Raw genomic sequence first — 20,136 nt, 5'->3', positions numbered from 1 at the left:
ATTTTGATAAAGTGAATCTAAAAAATTACGCTCTCCCCTTATTTTTATTTGTTGTACTGACTTTGACATTGATTTAGTTACAAAATCAATCTAAAACTATTTATATTTTTTGATATAAATTGTATAATGTATTAATTTTTTTGTTTTTTTAATGAATTGATTACAAAACCTTCCCATATTCTTCTTTCAAAATCGCATAAATCAAATCATCAACCCATTCATTTTTGAAGAACAAACTTTTTTCAAAATGAGCTTCTTTTCTCATATTCAGACTTTTCATTAATTTTATAGAAGATATATTTCTTGGGTCTATTGATGCGATAATTCGATGTTTATTCAAATCTCTAAAAAGATATGAAATAACTGTTTTCATTGCTTCTTTTGCATATCCTTGTTGTTGATACTCTGAATTTAGTGTAATTCCAAATTCGACTTGGTTGTTTCCTCCTTCCAAAAAATGAAGTCCAACATCTCCAATAATTTTAGTATCTCGTTCGTGAATGATGACAAACTGAAACCAAGTATTTTCAATATTTATTTCTCTAGCTGTTTTTTTTTGAATAAAATCTTCTACTTCTTCCTTATTTTTTGGAATAAACCCTTGAAATTTATTAGCTTTTTTATTGGATTTATATTCAAAAACTTCTTCTGCATCCTCTATATCAATAGGTCTTAGATACAGTCGCATAGTTGGCAAGATAAAATACGGATTCATAGCTATTCTTTCTAGTTAAAAATGATTCTTTAATTTAATAAAATAGGTTGAGAAGTAAATAGCTCCTTGACAAAATTATGATTCTTGCTAACTTTTTCGTCTAAAATTGGTTATTTTTGCTAATTGAACTTTGTATGACAGACTTCCCAATCTGTCTAAAAAATGATAAATATAAATTCAAACAGACAGGAATGTCTGTTTTACATAATTTCAAAATATAGATTACTCCCAAAATGCCCACTACAACAGAAAAATCTCTCACAAAAGAAGAAATAGCAGCAAAAGAAGCAGAAGAAAAACGAGTAAACGAACTAGAAAACTACGATACCAAGAAAAATATAGTCATAAAGGGCGCACGAGTAAACAATCTTAAAAATATTAGTCTTGCTGTGCCGAGAAACAAACTGATTGTCATTACAGGCGTTTCGGGTTCTGGGAAGTCATCACTAGCCTTTGATACACTTTTTGCAGAAGGTCAGCGCATGTATGTGGAGAGTTTGAGTAGCTATGCACGTCAGTTTTTGGGGAGAATGGAAAAGCCTGATGTAGATTGGATTCGTGGCGTTTCCCCTGCTATTGCTGTGGAGCAGAAAGTGAATACAAGAAATCCACGTTCTACGGTAGGAACGACGACAGAAATTTATGATTATCTAAAGCTTCTTTTTTCAAGAATTGGAGTTACTTATTCGCCTGTTTCTGGAGAGATGGTCAAGAAAGACAATGTTTCTGATGTGGTAGATTTTATAGAGAGTTTTGAGGAAAGTTCGAAATATATGGTACTTGCGCCTTTGGTAGTTCCAGCAGAAAGAACGCTTGAAGACCAATTAAATATCCTATTACAACAAGGTTTTACAAGAATAAAAGCAGGGGAAGATGTTATTTTTATTGAGCAGTTATTGCCAAAAGAAATAGACCCAGAAGCACAGTCTGGAAAAGATCAAACGGAACAAAACCTAGAATCCTTTTTAGACGAACACAAAGGCGATAAACAAAAAGATTACGAAGAAGAGAAGAAAAAGCTAAAAAAAGCAAGTAAGACAAAGAAAACAACAGCAAAAAAATCAAAAGCTCCTGTTTCAAAACTCACAAAAGAACAGACAGCAGAACTAAAGAGAATTTCAAAATTAGATTTATTTATTCTGATTGATAGAGGAGTTGTTAGAAAAGATGACGAGCAAAACCGTTTCAGAATTGCTGACTCTGTGCAAACTTCATTTTATGAAAGTAAGGGCGATTGTGTCGTTGAGATTTATCAAAAAGGAAAAGATATGGAAACGAGAAGTTTTTCAGACCGTTTTGAAGCCGACGGAATGCTTTTCGAAGAGCCAAATATCAACTTTTTTAGTTTTAATAGTCCGTATGGTGCGTGTCGTACGTGTGAGGGTTTCGGAACTGTTTTGGGAATTGATGAAGATTTGATTATTCCAGACAAAACAATGTCGGTTTATGAGGGTGCAATTGCGCCTTGGAGAACACCAAAAATGAGTAAATGGCTCAATCCACTCATAAAAAAAGGAATTGATTTTGATTTTCCTATTCACAGAGCTTATCAAGACTTGACAGAGCAGCAGCAACAACTTCTTTGGACAGGAAATAAATATTTCAAAGGATTAGATGAGTTTTTTGCTTTTATGGAAAGTGAAAGTTACAAGATTCAGTACAGAGTTTTATTATCAAAATATAGAGGTAGAAAAACCTGTCCAGACTGTATCGGAACACGCATCAGAAAAGAAGCAGGTTATGTCAAGATTGATTCAAAATCTATTCAAGAATTGGTTTTACTTCCCTTAGACGAGCTGATAGACTTTTTTGCACAACTACAACTTACAGAACATCAAGAAAGCGTTTCGAAACGAATTTTGATAGAGATAAGAAACCGTTTGCAATATTTGGGAGAAGTTGGTTTGCAATATCTTACTTTAAATAGAAAAACAGCTACACTTTCAGGTGGAGAATTTCAACGTATAAAACTAGCAACTTCTTTGGGTTCTGCTTTGGTGGGTTCGATGTACATTTTGGATGAGCCAAGTATTGGTCTGCACCCAAGAGATACACAAAATTTGATAAAGGTCTTGAAAAAACTGCGTGATTTGGGAAATACAGTTATCGTTGTAGAACACGAGGAAGAGGTAATGAAAGCAGCCGACCAAATCATAGATATTGGATTAGATGCAGGTGCAAATGGTGGAAATCTTACTTTTCAAGGAACTTTAGAAGAACTTATAAAGGATTCGGATAGTTACACAGCCAAATATTTGCGTGATGAAATGCAAGTAATTATTCCTCAAAAGCCACGAAATTGGAATGAATATATTGAAGTAGTGGGCGCAAGGGAACACAATCTTAAAAATATTTCTGTAAAATTTCCTTTGGGAATCTTGACGACAGTTACAGGCGTTTCGGGTTCTGGAAAATCTACTTTGGTCAGAAAACTGCTTTATCCTGCGCTTTCAAAGCATTTGGGAAACCACAATGACGAGAGTGGAAAAATGGATAAACTAGCAGGAAATCTAAAGAAAGTAACGAGCGTAGAAATGGTCGACCAAAATCCGATTGGTAAATCTTCTCGTTCCAATCCTGTTACGTATGTGAAGGCGTATGATTATATCCGTGCACTTTTTGCAGACCAAACCATTTCGAAACAGCGAGGATTTACACCTGCTTATTTTTCTTTCAATGTAGAGGGTGGACGCTGCGAAAACTGTCAAGGCGAAGGCAAGATAAAAATAGAAATGCAGTTTATGGCTGATATTTATCTGACCTGTGAAGCCTGTAAAGGAAAGCGTTTTCAGTCGGAAGTTTTGGAGGTAGAATACAAAGAAAAAAATATCGCTGATGTTTTGGATATGACCGTAGATGAAGCCATAGAAATTTTTGCAGAATCAAAACCAATTATGGCACGTTTGAAGCCCTTGCAAGAGGTAGGTTTGGGTTATATTCAGTTGGGGCAGTCTTCCAACACACTTTCTGGAGGTGAGGCGCAGCGTGTGAAGTTGGCAGCCTTTCTTACCAAAAGTGCAAGTGATAGAGCCAACCGAGAGCATATTTTATTTATTTTTGATGAGCCTACCACAGGTTTGCATTTTCACGATATTTCGAAGCTGCTCAAATCCATCAATGCCTTGATAGAACACGGACATTCTGCTATCATCATCGAACACAATGTAGAGGTTATTCGTGCAGCCGATTGGGTCATTGATTTAGGAAAAGAAGGAGGAAAAAATGGTGGCTATCTTTGTTTTGAAGGAACGCCAAAGGAACTTTCTGAATTGAAGGAGAATTATACTGGGGAGTTTTTGTAGATTGTTTTCTATCTTGAAAATGAACTTTATAAATCTAAAAACCATTCTAATGTAAAACTTTTTATAAAAAAATAATTTTAGATGAAAGAAATACAAGAGTATAGGGGAGAATGGTTTTCTCCAAAAAAACAAGAAGTCAAAATTCCTGGCATTCTTACTATTAATCAGAAAGAGAACGAAATTAAATTAATACTTTTTTCTGAAAGAGATATCGCAGGTGAAATTATAATTGAAAGAGAACAGGAAGTCAATAATTACTATAAAATTATTTTAGGAATAGTTTCTGGAGGCAAACATATAACCCTTTACGATCACTCTAAAGGTGAGGATGGTGCACCAATATTAGAACAACAAATCACTAATAACTTCTATGAATCTGTTTACAGACCTCAAATTGCTTTTATTGGCACACATTTCTATTCTCCTGAAGACATTAAATTTAATAGTTACTCATTTCGTTACAACTATCTAGACTCTTGGATTGATACTACACAGATTTTTTTCCATAACAAATATACTCCTCAAAATAATAGTGTAGTTATACCTTCTATTCCTCATACAGAGTTTCAAGTTGGAGAAAATTGCTCTGCAACTATAAGTAGAAACCTTTACTCTAAAGGAGGTTTACTACTCAGAAACTATGATTTAGAAGTCAAACATTATGTTAAGTTTAGTTTTGATACTGCTACTTCTCTTCAAGAGTATTTCAATTTATCAGCAAAGTTTAGGGCATTTTTAGCATTTGCTGTTGGTTATCCAATTTCGACTATAGATGAATTTGCTGTAACAGATAATACAGATGAATGGCATAAGGGAGGAGCTATTAGAGTTTTTAATACTTTTTCAAATCAAAAAGTTGATAATAAGAGACTTACTGCTCATTATATGTTTTTTTGCTCTCAACACAATAGACAGGAAGTATTAATTAATTATTTATCTAAGTGGTTTGAAAGTTACGATACATATCATAGTTCTATTGATATTTTTTTACATGCTGTTTTACCTTTTTGGAAAAAAGGAAATACTAGGTTAACAAATGTTCAATTTACTAATGGTTTACTTAATATCTGTCAAGCCATTGAAACATTTTATAACCGAGATAATGAAATAGATTATCCTCAAAATAGAAAGCGATTAAATGAACTGAAGCAAAAAGGGTATGATAAAATTAGGAAAAATAAGGAATTGTTAAAACTTACAGATGAAGAGCTAGAGTTTTATAATAAATACTTTAAAGTACCTAAACAAGTGGATGATATAGATTATAAGCGCAAGGTAATGCACTATCTGAACAAATTAAAAGTGGCTTTAGATGGTTTTATTGATGAAAATGAGTTTGAAGAATTTGCTAAAGAGATAAAGAATTGTCGAAATACACTAACTCATGTAAATCATGATGGAAATATTGAAACAAAATATAACTTGTGGTATCTGTTTAATTATTCTCAAATTCTATTTTACACAATGATAGTAAACCTAATAGGAATAGAACAAATTGAAATCAATAAAATATTGAAGAAGTCTGATAAGTTTAGAAGATATTATAAAAAAGCCTTATAAACCTACCTATCATTTATCAAGTCACCCTGCCCTTTCTCGGCTATCCAAAAATTGCTATCGCTCGTTTTTAACGAGTGATTTATATGTATTCGGCTTGTAGCCGTGGTTTTTGTGTTTTCACAGATTCAAAATGTTTTTTTATCTTTAAGCTTTCTACGAAAACTTAAAACAAAAAAATACGCATAGCCTACGCAGGTTAGCTATTATTTACGAACTGAAAACAAACAATATGAAAGAATACAAATTAGAATCATTGATTTACTACTCAAAGATGTTTGCCAATAAAGAGCATATAATTGAAAAGTCAACAAAAGACATTCAGGAAAAATTAAACGAACTTGCATCGAAAGGTTACAGACTGGTATCAACCGATGCAACAGATTTTGGAATTGCTGTTTATTTTTATCTCTATTTTGAAAAAGAAGTTTAAACCCAAATATTGGAGAAAGTTCGGACTTGAATTTTTATCAATTTTTATTGCTGTTATTTCAGCTTTTGCTCTGAATAATTGGAATGAAAATAGGATTAGTAGTCATTCTGAACAAAAAATTCTTTCCGAAATAAAAAATAGTTTAAAAATCGATGCACACGATTTCAACAATAATATATATGGAAACAAATTGAGTTTAAAAGCTGATTCAATTTTTAGAGACTTATTGAACGGAAATAAAATAAATCAAGATTCAATAGCCCTCTGTTGCTCGTAGTCTTCTGTTGCTCGTAGTCTTCCATCAAAAGAAAAATAAAAAATGAATGTTGGGCGTTGTCTTTAGCGAAGCGATGACTACGACCTATCAGTTCGTCAAGTCTTAGACCTTATCCTGTCCCATAAACTTTTCAATTTTGGCTATTGTTTTGTATTGATTTTATTTGTTTACTATTCTTACCTTCATTTTATGTTATATCAACCTTTGGAACATTGGAGCGAACGAGAATTTATGGGTTGTGGTGTTGAAGACTTACGAGAAGCGAAGAGTATTTCGAAGATGGCAGATAAATTATTAGCTACTCCAGAAAACTCTTTCAGTAGTAGCGTAGGTAATAGCCTACGAAAAGCAGCTTGGCGTATTTTTTCAAAGGAAGAAGTAGATATTAGCTACGGACATTATCGTCAATCTTCTCTTCGTTGTTCTTCTGAATCTATGGTTTTGGTTCACCAGGATACAACAGATTTGAATTTTGGAGGTCATTTGGCTAGTGAAGGTTTAGGTGACTTAGGAGGTAGTACTGGCAAGCCTATTCTAGGTCTTTGTGTTCATAGTGCTTTAGTTACTACGGAAGCAGGTATTCCTTTGGGTTTGATTTCACAAAAGATATGGGCGCCTACAGTGGGCAGTAAAGAAAAAAAAGTAATTCCTCACCTTCCAATAGAAGAAAAAGAAAGTTATCGTTGGTTAGAGGCTCTACAAGATATTAGCCATCGTTTAAAAGATGTTTCTAAGGTAATTGTAGTTTCTGATAGAGAGAGTGATTTTTATGAATATATTGATGCTACTCGTGGTAGAAATGTGGAGTTGTTATTTAGAGTGCATCATTTACGTCGTAGAGTATATGCAAATGGAGAGAAGATAGCTCTAGGGCAAGTTAGTTTTTCATCATTATCAGAGATAGATGTTTTTCTACCTAAGAGCAAAACTAGAGAAGCTAGAAGAGCTCGTCTTACAATAAGCTGGGGAGATATTATTTGCCCACCTTCGCAAAGGAAAAAGGGATCAGAACATCCTTTATCTCTTATTATAGCTAAAGAAATGCACCCTCCCAAAGATCAAGAGGCAGTAGAATGGTATCTACTAACCACTCAAAAAATAGTTACCCTTCAACAGGCACTTCTTTGTATAGAACACTACAAAAAACGTTGGACTATTGAGCGTTGGCATTATGTGCTTAAACAGGGTTTACGAGTAGAAAAACTACAGTTTGATACATTTACTTCACTATCTAATGCTATAAGCTTACTCTCCATTGTAGCTTGGCAACTTTATTTGCTCAAAAAACTGGCAGAAGACTATGAAGATATTTCTGCTGATCAAGTATTGACAAAGATACAACTAGAGGTGTTAGGAAAACAAAGTCAGAAAAAAATACGCTACCTTCAAGAGGCTTTGATACGCATCGCTGTGTTAGGTGGATTTACACCATCTAAAAAACAACCTCTACCTGGCGAAATGACAATATGGAAAGGGTATAAGATGCTTAGTTTAATAGTTCAAGGCTATAAACTGGCTAACCCAAAAAAATATGGGACAGGATAAGGTCTTAGACTTGTGTGTTCAAGTATTTGTAAAATCAAATTTTCCTCATTCCAATCAAAAAAAGGAGTGAGGATTTTTTTTTGTATTTTGTGTAGTTGATGATTATTTTTTAAATTAATAAAAAACTAATTCAAAGAGGTTTGCGTTTTTATAGAAAATGATTAGATAGACTATAAAGTTATAAAAAGAATAAATTATGAATAATCTTAGCAGTTCGCCTGTACCCCCTGCTCTTTCTTGGCTATCCAAAAATTGCTATCGCTCGTTTTTAACGAATGATTTATATGTATTCGGCTTGTAGCCGTGGTTTTTGTGTTTGATATTCTCTGCTAACCATTGTCTTTGACTACGATTTATCAGTTTTCAAATCTTAGATTTGTGTTTTTAAGTATCTATAAAACCAAAACTTCCTCATTCCAATCAAAAAAAGGAGTGAGGATTTTTTTTGTCCAAATTTCCAGTACGACTACCAGTTCTTTTTCCTTAAATAATTCGCACTAAATACCTTATTTTAAGAAAATTATCGCTACTTTCATATTTAACGTAAAATTTTAACCATTCCATAAAAGCTAACAAGTATAAATACAGAATATCAAGAAGCAGGAGGTAAAATGTTTAAACAGGTATCTTATGTCTCAACTTTAAAAAATAAGCATATGTACAAGAAAATAATTCTTTTATTAAGTATTGCTTGGCTATTAGCTAACAATACACAAGCACAAGAGTGGACTATAGTATATCAATATACTGCTAAACAAAACCCACTCATCTTCAAACATCAGCAAAGCTTTATGCAGCAACTTTACAAAAAAGTTATGGACCAAAAGCTAAAAGGTTATAGGCAATTCGAATGGGGTAAGTACAAATCCCCAAAGCAGCCTTATACTTCTCTTGAGCTAAAAAAGCAATATATCCTTCCTATTTTTGAAGAAGATGATGATTGGGGGAATGATAGTTGGGGCGGTAGTAGTTCAACAGAGGTTGAAAGTAACTCTGATTCGGAGACTAAAGAAAAAGCATCATATTATTTTGCCTCACAGTTGGGTTTAGCCATAGGTTTTAAAGTGCATGAGACTAAAGGCTTAACCTCTTTAAATACATTGGAATCATTTATTCCTACTGAATACTCGCCTACTGGGATTCAAAGGTCTGCAGCTTTCTATTCTTTCAAAAAAGTATCAAAAGCACTTCGTAAGTCCTTTTTGCATCAATGGACGCCACCTGAAAACCATCAGCAAACATTATCTTGGCAAGAAGCTCTACAACAAAGGGCACTCATTCCCCAAAAAATTCGCATATTTTATGGACAAAAAGAAATAGTTGAGTTCAATAAAAGATACCAAGGTAATGAGATTGATAGTATATGGTCGGCAGAAAAAAGCACTCCAATACCTGATTATGTAACTCAATGGGTAAAATGGGAGTCTCAAGTAGCTATACAACAACAGGGCAGCAAACGTATTTCTATTGCTGAGACTTCTTATGATTTAAGTGAACAGCATAATACGCTACTTGACTCTTCATTAACTAAAATTATAGAAGGAATTGTATTGGGCAAACTCATAGCCTATGCTGAATTCAATACTGAAACTAGTCAATTTGACAAACCATTAGATACAGCATCTTTAATTAAACGTATTCCTTTTCCTGTGTCATTAGATGTTAATGACCCTGCTGCACAAGCAGATTATCACAACTTTAACTGGGGCGTAACAAGAGAGGTAACTAGTGGGGAAAATGTTCAGAAAAAGCCTTTAGCTTATACTATAATTCTTCCTGCCCGTAATACTATTAGTGGTCTCACTGTAAATATTGCTCATTTTAAGCCCAACGAACTTATAGCCTTTCTTAAAAACGAAGGTCATGAAAAGGCAGCAACATATATAGTCCAAGACAATTACACAGGCTGGACGAGCATTTTCATGCATGACCTATTTAACAATGAGTATTTCAGTTATCCCGATATATCGTTAGAAACGACTGAAGAAGAAATGAAAACAATGCCACAATGGTTTATAGATGACGTGCGTAAGGTATTACAAGAACTCAAATAGGAACGCTATTAACTGGCACAAGACAGAGTCTTGCACTATAAATTCCTCATTTCAATCAAAAACAGGAGCGAGGTTTTTTTTGTGTAGTTGATGATAATTTTCTAGATTGATGGAAAACTAATCTAAAGAGGTTTACGTTTTTATAGAAAATGATTATATAGACTATAAAGTTATAAAAAGAATAAATTATGGATAATTTTAGCAGTTCGCCTGTACCTTTAGAAGTGGCTTTGTTTTTTGTGCAAAAACTCCCCTGCTCTTTCTCGGCTACCTAAAAATTGCTATCGCTCGTTTTTAACGAGTGATTTATTAGTTTTCAAATCTTAGATTTGTGTAGTCAGTTTTATTTTAGCCTTCATTTCAAAACTTCTTATTCTTATCAAAAAAGGGTAGAGAGTTTTTTCTGCTTTCTATTTTTTTGTTATATTGTAAATGATATAGATATGACTCAGAAAACTATTTTATTAAGATTTTAATAACGTTGGGTAAACGAAACTTACAAATGAGAAATAAACGAATGTCGTAGAATACACAGGTTGTAGCCAATATAAAATAAATATCATTGAAAATTCAATATCAGTTCATAGAAGCCCTCATAAAGTATAGTAGAAAATGAGCAATCATCTGCGTATATCAACATCCAATAAGTCCATTGTAGTTCTCCCTTTTGTTAATATGAGTGCCGACCTTGAGAACGAATACTTTAGTGATGGCATTACTGAAGAAATAATCAACGCATTAACTACCGTGAAAGGCTTGAAGGTCATTGCTCGTACATCTTCTTTTGCATTTAAGAATAAAAATATAGACGTGCGAAGCATTGGTAAGCAGTTAGGAGTAAGTACAGTTTTGGAAGGAAGCGTTCGAAAAGCCAAAAACAGGGTTCGCATTACAGCGCAATTAATCAGTACTAACGACGGTACTCACTTTTGGTCAAGGAATTTCGATCGGGATTTGGAAGACATATTTGCACTACAAGATGAGGTCAGTTTGCTCATTGCTGACCAGATTCGAGAAAATTTTGGTCACCTTAACATTCAAAAAAATTTAATTGAACCTCCAACTAAAAATATGGAGGCTTACGACCTGTATCTTAAAGGTCGTTATCAGCATTTAATGTGGGATGGTAAAGGAATTGCGAATGCAATAGAACTTTATGAACAATGTGTAGTGATAGATCCCTCATTTGCTTTGCCTTACTTTGGTTTGGCGTATTGTTATGCCATGGCTGGATCTTGGGGAAATAATCAAGGCTTGTTGCAGATGTCAGAAGAGAAGCTCAGTAAAGGTTTTAAGCTAGACAAACAATCCTATGTAGGGAATTTTAGTAAAGCAACATTGTCCTTTTGGGGCAAATGGGATTTCATCAATGGGCATAAATTTTTTCAAAAAGCAATAGAATTTAATCCATCCTATACGGAAGCAGAAGAAGGTTTATGTGAATTATATACAGCAGTAGGTTATTTCGAAAAAGCACTATGGCATACCGATAATATTTTAAAAATAAACCCTTTATCTCCAAATCATTATTTTACCAAAGCAAATATTCATTATTTAAACGAGGACTATACAAAAGCACTAGAATATATAGAAACCTCATTAAGCATCAACCCAAATTTCACACATTCCATTGCGTTAAAACAACTGTGCTTAATTCTTACCAAAGATTATGAAAATCTAAATGACTTCTTGAGTCAAACCCCTTTAGCCGAGCGACCAGCAGAGTGTAGAGTGTTATACAAATTAGTCAATTCTGAAGATAAAATCGACATTGATATCAGTAGGGTTAGCTCAATGATAAAAGAAAATTCTGGAGGAACACTTTTTCCTTGGCAACTCTTTTTATTAGTTCATTTGGACAAACACGAAATGGCATTGGACTTTTTGGAAGAAAACATAAAGATGCATACTGGTCAAATCATAAACTTTATGAATATTCCACTGCTTAAACCTTTACATCAATATCAGAGGTTTCAGGATTTAGTACAAGCTACTTTCCGTATAGAACTATTACCACCTAATTCCGAAAATAAAATACGAATAACTACCCCTCCGAAAGCCTTAATGTCAGATGCTGAAATCAATATTGCATTAGATGTTTTAGAAAAAGGAATGCAGGAAGAAAAGTGGTTTCAAAATCCTTCTTTATCTTTACGAGAGTTAGCCGAAAACGTGAATATTAGCAGTAACAAGCTTTCTTGGTTGCTGAATGAACAAATTGGTCAAAACTTCAATGAATACATCAATAGTTTTCGTGTGGAGAACTTCAAAGAGAATGCCCTAAATCCTGCCAATAGCCATCTTACCCTTTTAGCATTAGCTTATGAAAGTGGTTTTAGTTCTAAATCGGTATTCAATGCCTACTTTAAAAAAAACCAAGGGATGACACCAAAAGCTTGGTTGAGGTCTAATCAAATTTAAGGCTGCTTAAAAAGTCCTAAATCTCACTATTAAGTGCATAATTATAATTCAGAACGATTCACCTTCCTTTATACCCCATCTTTGTATTATCAAATCGATAAAGCAGAGTACATAATCATCGGATGATGACTTCTCCCCTTGAACTAAAAATAATGGGAGGTTCTTTGTAGAACTTACTTTTTTATTAAAAAATTATTATTATGAAAAATTTATTTGCAATTCTTTTATTTTTTTGCACGTTTAGTGCTTTTGCTCAAACTGACTCAACAGTAGTTAAAGAAACTGAAGTGGATCACAAGTGGAGGGTAGTTATGCCTTATATTGTTCCTGATGAGCTTATCTTTGGTTGGGGCAAGCGAACAAGTACTCAAATGGTAGAATTACATGTTAAACGCAACCTAGATAATAAGAATATCATTGGGGTAAAGTTTGTCACCTGGCGATTATTTCAACCAATGGGAATCACTTGGTGGGATGGTGTTGTCGATAAAATAGACTCTGGAACTGAATATTACGATGGATATTTAAGGGAAACAGGAATTGGCATCACGTACCAACGTATGCTTTGGAAAGGGTTATTTGCAGCTGTTGAAGTCGTTCCACAAATTCAAACCTACACGGATTTAGACGGTAATAAAATCAAAAATGGATTTAAAGTTTATAACTCGCTTCATTTGGGCTACCATGTTGCATTTGGGAAGAAAAAACGATTTTTCATTGAACCTCAGGTTCATTGCAACCAGTGGATGTTTGATAACAATTCTCCTGAAGGGTTTAAGGAGTTTGACGATAAATATGGAAATGTCTTTCTTTTTGAGCCAAATCTTTACTTGGGGTGGAAGTTTTAAATTTAGCTCTGACAAGCCAAGGATTCTTAGCCTTGGCTTGTCAGAATATAAGTACAAAGACATCTTACTTGGATAAAAACTATCAATTGCTTGGAAGAATAATCGAACTTATCACAGTATGATAAAATTGATTAAAAGGGTGGTCAAAAAAAATAGAATACTGCCTTACCATTTAATTTTTCGCTTACAGAAGTAAAATATGTCCTATGGTAAATGTAAACAAAGGCATTAAAGAGAAATAAGTGCATTCAAAATATAATTTAACATGAAAACTAAATTTGTAATATTTCTTGCGTTAGTACTGCTTAGTGCTTGTAGCACCTCAAATAAATCTAGTATCACTCAACAACCAACAGTAGCTGATTATCAAGTTGGTGAGAAGTGGGTTTGGAAATATAAAGGTGTAACGACAGAAGGAGAAATACGCTCGGATGGAGAAGATACAAGAGAAATAGTCAGTATTGATGGAGTTTTAGGCATGACAATAGGAAATGATACCGTTCCTGTTGCTGACATTGTGAAGCCAGATGAAAGCGAAACACCTAAGTATGACTGGCCTCTGGAAGTGGGTAAAAAGTGGAAATATGAAAACAATTGGACAAGTCAAGATGGAACGACGGGAAGTCAAAGTCAAAATGCTGAGGTATTATCATACCAAGAAGAAACAGTAGAAGCTGGAACATTTATGACCTATACGATTAAATACACAGGTAAAACCACCAATTCAAGAGGATATAGTGCAAATGAAGAGGAAGTTTGGTTATATGCACCTAGAATAAAAAATTTCATAAAACTTACTCAGAATCAGGGTGATTTTTTATACGTAGAGGAACTAATTGAGTATTCAAAACCTAAATAATTTTCTATAAAAAAATTGACTTTACGCTTCTATTTATGTCGAAATTTTAGTCTAAAAAATTAGAAATGAAAGAAATGCTAACAATGTATATAAAATCATATTAACCTATCGGCAGACTATGCTTGTTATACAAAACCGTTAGCCTTCATAACTTATAACCGTACAAATTTATTACCTTAAATTTTAGTTTAAACTTTGTACTTAATTACATTTTAAATGAAATATTACACACTCCTATTTTTACTTATCGTATCAATTTTAATTGTAAATCAACATGCAATTGCACAAACAACTGAGTCCCAAACAGAGCAATTTCAAAATCGAATAGTGGATTCCATATATTCTAAAACTTTAAGTGAAAGCCGTGACTTTTGGGTAAAATTACCTGATAATTACAAGCCAGATAGTGAAGAAAAATATGCTGTGATTTATCTTATGGATGGATTTTCACTAGAAAGTACTTTGGAAACTGTTTATGGTAATTATTGGGGGCATTACCTCCCACATATGATTCTTGTTGGGGTTTCTAATAAAACAAATAGAACAAGAGATTTAACTACTTCGCAGATAAAAATGAGACGTGGTAGTGCATTTGATGGTGAAACTGGAGGTGCAGAAACCTTTACTAAATTTATGGAAGAGGAACTCATCCCATATATTGATAGTAAGTATCCAACTATGTCCTACCGTACATTAATTGGTCATTCTTATGCAGGTCAGTTTACCATAAATATGTTGGTTAATCATAAACATCTCTTTCAAAACTACATTGCTATAGATCCAAGTTTAGATTGGGACGACCAAAAATTACTAAAACAAGCTAAAGAAAAATTAAAAACGGAAGATTACAGTGGAAAATCGCTTTTTGTTTCACTTGCTGCAGAGATGTTACATATGTATAATGAAGAAATAACCATGGAGAATATTATGAATGACTCTTCAGAATATACTTTGTTTCCACGTTCAATCATTGAGTTTTCAAATTATACTAAATCTCAAAAACAGAATGGATTAAACTTTTCATGGAAGGTTTATAATGAAGATTTACATGGTACAGTTCCGTTACCATCAATAAGAGATGGACTTATATTTCTTTTTGAATGGTATCAGTTCAAATCTCCACAAAAATATAATAATCCAGAAACACCTATAGAAGAATTGGTTTCTCTATTGAAGAAGCAGGAGCAAATTTATACCGAGCATTTTGGCGTTCCTACTGCACCAATGATAGACGAAATGTTAAATGGCTATGGCTACATGAATATGCAAATGGGACAATCTAAAAAAGCGTTCATGTTTTTTGAAATGAATATTAAGTACAATCCAACAAGTGCAAATGCTTATGATTCGATGGCTGAGTATTATGAATCTCAAAACGATAAAGAAAATGCCTTAAAATACTTAAACAAGGCATTTGAATTAAGTGGTAACGATTATTATAAAGAAAGAATTGAAGCCCTAAATAAAAAATAACAAAAGGCTAACAATGTATATAAGCCATACCCTTCAGAAAACGACACATATACCAATATTTACTAAAACACTCAATATCAGTAGATTAAAAATATAAACAAAAGAAAGGTACATTTTTGTATTATTTTTTAGACTCTGTACATACTAATAGAATAGTCAGTATCACTGATTTATTTTGTATAAAAATTTTGTCTTCTACCACTAACCAAAAGAACAGTAAAATTATGACACTAAAAAATGCAATTAACACAAAAACTAAAAAAATGAAAACAATCAAAAAACAGCTTTTATTAAAAATGGCTTTTGTAGCCTTCGTTTTATTATCCAGTAGAGCTTATGCACAAAATACAAATTCTGAAGTATCCACTCAAAGAGATGGTTTCATCTTTGAATTCGTGGTAGGTGGTGGGGCTATCAGTATAGAAGATAGCTATGAAATTCAAACTTTCGACAAAGCTCAAGGAACGTTCGTTTTTCCAGATGTAAAGTTTGGTCACATGTTAAATAAAAATCTTGCTATTACTCTCTCTTTACCAGGAAACATATATGAATTTCAAGATAACGACAGGAACTTTGGAGGTATTATTCCATCGCTACAATATTGGGTAAAAGATAGATGGTGGATTCATGGTGGAGTTGGTTTAGCAATAGATTCACCAGCACTATATGATATTGAAGACGATGTAAATGATGATTGGAATTTTGGTACTGCCATAATGGTAAGTTCAGGTTACGAAATTTATAAAAAGAAAAACTTCGCACTTAATGTACAGTCAAAATTAGTTTTTGGTCATGTGTCTTTAGATGGAGATGCAAATAGAGATGCAGCAATCTTTAATGTAGGATTAGGGTTTAGTTGGTTATAAAAAATTATCTATTGTAAGTAGTCGTACAAAATTAACAATACATATAACTGATTAGCGAGGGATTTATATGATTTTTAAGATGAAATACAAGATAAATACAAATACGGATAATAGTAATTGTTTTTTTAATACTTATTTAATTTCATTGTATTATCCTGTAATTATCATATTGATCATAAAAATCACTCGCTAATTATGTCCTACTACTTATATATTCTATTGTTACCAAACATATAAAGCAAACTATGAAAAATTTGACATTTGTAATTTTATATATTCTTCTTTCAGGAGTACAAACCACATTTGGACAGAATGAAACAGATATTATAGTAGGAAGTAAGTTCGTTATTAAATCTAATATTTTAGATGAAGAAAGAACCTGTTTAATAAGTCTTCCTGATTCATACAATAATTCATCTGAAGTTGATAAAAAATATCCAGTTATTATATTATTGGATGGATATACTCATTTTAAAACAGCATCTGGAATAGTACATTTTATGAGTTCTAATAGGAATCGAAACAATTTAATGCCTGAAAGTATTATTATAGCCATAGAGAATGTTGACCGAGAACGAGATTTTACAGTTACAAAAATTAAGACCAAACGACCAAATAATATGGGAGGTGGAAGGAATTTTTTGAATTTCATTGAGAAAGAACTAGTACCTTATATTGATAAAAAGTATAAGACAGAACCATTTAGAACTCTTGTTGGGCACTCTTTAGGAGGACTACTTACACTAAATTCCTATATGGATGAAAATAGCGTATTCAATGCTTACATTTCTATAGACCCAAGTATTTGGTGGAATGAGGAGATGATGAAAAACAAAGTTGATTCTATTTCCTCAATATCATTAGATAAAAAACTTTATATCGCTACTGCCAATCAAGGAGAGGCTAATTACGAAAGGAATAAACAAAGACACGACTCTCTCTATACTTTAATAACAAAGAAATCGGATAAACCTCTAAATATCGAAATAGAATATTTTGAAAAAGAAAACCATCGCTCTGTACCATTATTAGCTCTATACGAAGGGTTAAAATATATTAATCAAGAGGAATGATTTCGAAGCTGGTAATATCAACAAATACGTTTGGTAACACCGTATATAATTTATTGCTGGCTTTTTGCCTACTTGCGAAAGTCTTTGCGGACTTTCTTGGTCGGTAATTAGTTGCTTAAAACACGCAAAAAACCATATACAAACACGTTGTGTGCCATTAGGGCAAAACTGTAACAATTACTCTTTTGCAGAGTCAGAATTAGTATAAAACAATAAATCATCTATGATTGCAAATACAGAACAAAAAAGATTAATTAAGACAGCTAGAATAACTGGCTTATGGTATTTAATGATGGCTATTACCGGGATTCTAGGTTTTATGGTCTATCATTCTCAAATATTTGTTTCTGGTAACCCTGAACAAACGCTAACGAATTTAGTAGAATTAGAATCTACAGCAAGAATTAGGTTGCTATTAGAATTTGGTATAGTGATTTCTCAGGCACTTACCGCAGTTTGGTTTTTCAAATTATTTAAAGATAATTATGAATGGGAAGCTTGGACGCTAGGTATATGGGGGATGGTAAATGCTTTAGCCATTATGATAAGTGCAATTTCAATCGCCTCAGCAATAGGTATTGCAAATTCTGAAATAAGTGCTATGGAAGACAAAGTTTTACTAATTCAGGTCTTTCAAAATATAATTTCAAATGCTTGGGGAATTGGTAGCCTTTTCTTTGGGCTTTGGCTGTTTCCTATGGGATTTATAGTTATCAAATCCAAGTGTATGCCTATCTGGTTAGGTAGAATAATTATTATGGGTGGTATAGGCTATCTAATTTCTACAGTTATACACTACGCAGGAATTGATTTTAGCTTCAACAGTTTTCTAACGCTACCAGCAACCATTGGAGAATTTTGGATGATAGGTTATTTACTAATTTTTGGCATAAGACCTAGCTATAAATTAGCCAAGCAAAATGAAAACAAATAATTATACGCATATTAAAACAGCGAGTGTTGTTATTCTATTCGTAATAGGCACACTTCTAAATATTCCTTTTAGTCGAGAATTAAAACGATTAAAAATTGAAGCTGGCGATGCAAGTGTAAAATTATCAGATTCGATAGCTACTGATATAATACAAACAAGTATTTATGGTTTTATTTTAGGAGTGGTTTTGGTCTTTGTTGGCTTATGGTTGTCTAAAAAAGCCCAGTTTGGAACACCAGTTATAGAAAGCTTCGTTTCTAAAAACACACACGTAAAGCATTCGTATTCGTTTAAAAAGCTTTTGTACCTAATTGGCTTTAGTATCATCTTAGCATTAGTAATACTTTTAGTTCATAAATTAATTAGATATTACTGTCCTGTAACGAGTATTATTGAAAGACCTTCTAAACTATTTTATGCTATCGTATCATTTTCGGCAGGAATTACAGAAGAAATTATGTTTCGATTAGGATTAATGTCTCTAATTATAGCAGTAATTCAATTTTTTAAAAAGGAAACTAAACCTACAAATACCGTGGTTTGGGTAGGCATAATAATTACGGCAATATGTTTTGGCTTAATGCATTTGCCACTATCAAAAAGCTTTTCAAATTTTACTTTGGTTAGTGTTGCCTCCACCATGATAGGTAATCTAATTACAGGATCATTCTTTGGTTGGGTGTATTGGAAACGAGGTTTATTAATAGCAATAACATCTCATATTATTTGGGATTTGGTTTTTCACGTTATAGGTTCGCCATATATGTAAGGTAGAATTATAATATGTATCAACTTGTTACTATTTGAAATTTAGATTTTGGTAAAATAAGTAAGTCTTAAAAATTATAAAATGAAAAAAACACATTATTCTTTACTAATTGTAATAGCATTAGTTTTTAGCTCCTGTAAAAATGCAGAGCATAAATCAAAAGTAAACAAGGCAGCAAGTTTAGAAGAAATTTATCTTGGACAAAAACCACCAGGATTAATGCCTATACCATTTGCTCCAGGTCTTGTATCTACAGATTTGTATGAATCCACTAGTGCATTTACCCCAGATATGAAGGCATTTTATTTTGTTAGAAGAGGAGAAGAAAATAAAAAATCAGCTTTTTATGAATATAAATACAATGAAACAAATGGAAAATGGGAAAAATCAGAAGTAGCATCACCATGGATAGGAAGACCAGTAATTTCTCCAGACGGTAAAACCATGCATTTAGGTGACAGATATTTAAAAAGAACGGAATCTGGGTGGTCAGAATTACAAAATCTTGAACCTCCCACGGTAAGTAATGATTCTATGTATATTATGCGTCTTTCATCATCTGCAAATGGCACGTATTATTTTGACACTTATATAGAGTCTGATTCCACTTTTCCAATTCGCTATTCACGTTTGATAGATGGAAAGCATGAAGAACCCATAGCTTTGCCCAAAGCAATAAACACAGGAGCTTTTTTAAGTCATCCTTTTATAGCTCCAGATGAGTCGTATTTGTTATTTGACGCTCAAAGAGAAGATGGTTTTGGGGACTCTGATATTTATATCAGTTTTAAACAAAAAGATGGTACTTGGGATAAGGCAATTAATTTGGGAGATAAAATAAACACCAACGCATGGGAAGCTTCTGCGAGTATCACGCCAGATGGTAAATACCTTTTCTTTAGTAGAAATGTAGGATCAGATGATTTTGAAAATGTAGATGTTTTTTGGGTAGATGCTCAAATCATTGAAGCATTAAGACCTAAGAATTAAATCTTTAATATTAAAATTTA

15 protein-coding genes are annotated in these 20,136 nt (G+C 32.9%); 14 read left to right on the top strand and 1 reads right to left on the bottom strand.

Annotated features, from left to right (window positions below; genetic code table 11):
* Positions 1 to 160: 160 nt before the first annotated feature.
* Positions 161 to 715, bottom strand: a complete 555-nt coding sequence (locus tag WAF17_RS15790) for a GNAT family N-acetyltransferase (RefSeq protein ID WP_338761584.1) — start codon at positions 713 to 715, stop codon at positions 161 to 163.
* Between the two features lie 233 nt (positions 716 to 948).
* Here WAF17_RS15790 and uvrA point away from each other — a divergent pair, with 233 nt between their 5' ends.
* The 14 genes from uvrA (at position 949) to WAF17_RS15720 (ending at position 20,116) form a co-directional block, all read left to right on the top strand.
* Positions 949 to 4,017, top strand: coding sequence for an excinuclease ABC subunit UvrA (gene uvrA, locus WAF17_RS15785; protein ID WP_338761581.1), 3,069 nt, complete (start codon positions 949 to 951; stop codon positions 4,015 to 4,017).
* A gap of 81 nt (positions 4,018 to 4,098) precedes the next feature.
* Positions 4,099 to 5,577, top strand: a complete 1,479-nt coding sequence (locus tag WAF17_RS15780; RefSeq protein ID WP_338761578.1) for a HEPN domain-containing protein — start codon at positions 4,099 to 4,101, stop codon at positions 5,575 to 5,577.
* A gap of 229 nt (positions 5,578 to 5,806) precedes the next feature.
* Positions 5,807 to 6,007, top strand: coding sequence for a DUF4177 domain-containing protein (locus WAF17_RS15775; protein ID WP_338761575.1), 201 nt, complete (start codon positions 5,807 to 5,809; stop codon positions 6,005 to 6,007).
* Between the two features lie 466 nt (positions 6,008 to 6,473).
* Positions 6,474 to 7,829: an IS4 family transposase gene (locus WAF17_RS15770; protein WP_338761572.1), complete on the top strand. Its 1,356-nt coding sequence runs from the start codon at positions 6,474 to 6,476 to the stop codon at positions 7,827 to 7,829.
* A 656-nt stretch (positions 7,830 to 8,485) separates the two neighbouring features.
* Positions 8,486 to 9,883 (top strand): hypothetical protein, encoded by a 1,398-nt coding sequence (locus WAF17_RS15765; RefSeq protein ID WP_338761569.1) that lies wholly within the window; start codon positions 8,486 to 8,488, stop codon positions 9,881 to 9,883.
* Positions 9,884 to 10,558: 675 nt separating this feature from the next.
* Positions 10,559 to 12,304 carry a helix-turn-helix domain-containing protein gene (locus tag WAF17_RS15760; RefSeq protein ID WP_338761566.1) on the top strand — a complete coding sequence of 582 codons (1,746 nt, stop codon included), beginning with the start codon at positions 10,559 to 10,561 and terminating at the stop codon, positions 12,302 to 12,304.
* Between the two features lie 200 nt (positions 12,305 to 12,504).
* A complete protein-coding gene (locus WAF17_RS15755) occupies positions 12,505 to 13,152 on the top strand; it encodes a hypothetical protein (RefSeq protein WP_338761563.1) in 648 nt (215 codons plus the stop codon).
* A 265-nt stretch (positions 13,153 to 13,417) separates the two neighbouring features.
* Positions 13,418 to 14,011, top strand: coding sequence for a hypothetical protein (locus WAF17_RS15750; protein WP_338761561.1), 594 nt, complete (start codon positions 13,418 to 13,420; stop codon positions 14,009 to 14,011).
* 216 nt (positions 14,012 to 14,227) lie between these two features.
* Positions 14,228 to 15,484: an alpha/beta hydrolase-fold protein gene (locus WAF17_RS15745; RefSeq protein WP_338761557.1), complete on the top strand. Its 1,257-nt coding sequence runs from the start codon at positions 14,228 to 14,230 to the stop codon at positions 15,482 to 15,484.
* A gap of 263 nt (positions 15,485 to 15,747) precedes the next feature.
* A complete protein-coding gene (locus tag WAF17_RS15740) occupies positions 15,748 to 16,350 on the top strand; it encodes a hypothetical protein (RefSeq protein ID WP_338761554.1) in 603 nt (200 codons plus the stop codon).
* A gap of 245 nt (positions 16,351 to 16,595) precedes the next feature.
* Complete coding sequence (locus tag WAF17_RS15735) at positions 16,596 to 17,423, top strand: alpha/beta hydrolase-fold protein (protein ID WP_338761552.1); 828 nt, start codon at positions 16,596 to 16,598, stop codon at positions 17,421 to 17,423.
* A gap of 223 nt (positions 17,424 to 17,646) precedes the next feature.
* Complete coding sequence (locus WAF17_RS15730) at positions 17,647 to 18,357, top strand: DUF4386 domain-containing protein (RefSeq protein WP_338761550.1); 711 nt, start codon at positions 17,647 to 17,649, stop codon at positions 18,355 to 18,357.
* Positions 18,344 to 19,126: a CPBP family intramembrane glutamic endopeptidase gene (locus tag WAF17_RS15725; RefSeq protein ID WP_338761547.1), complete on the top strand. Its 783-nt coding sequence runs from the start codon at positions 18,344 to 18,346 to the stop codon at positions 19,124 to 19,126. Before WAF17_RS15730 ends, WAF17_RS15725 begins: the two co-directional genes overlap by 14 nt.
* Positions 19,127 to 19,345: 219 nt before the next feature.
* The gene (locus WAF17_RS15720; protein WP_338761544.1) at positions 19,346 to 20,116 is read left to right on the top strand and encodes a hypothetical protein; all 771 of its coding nucleotides are present in this window, start codon (positions 19,346 to 19,348) and stop codon (positions 20,114 to 20,116) included.
* Positions 20,117 to 20,136: the final 20 nt, after the last annotated feature.

Source organism: Bernardetia sp. ABR2-2B (assembly GCF_037126435.1).
Lineage (GTDB): Bacteria > Bacteroidota > Bacteroidia > Cytophagales > Bernardetiaceae > Bernardetia.
Note: the sequence above shows the minus strand (reverse complement) of the source record. Positions and strands in the feature narration are given on the sequence as shown.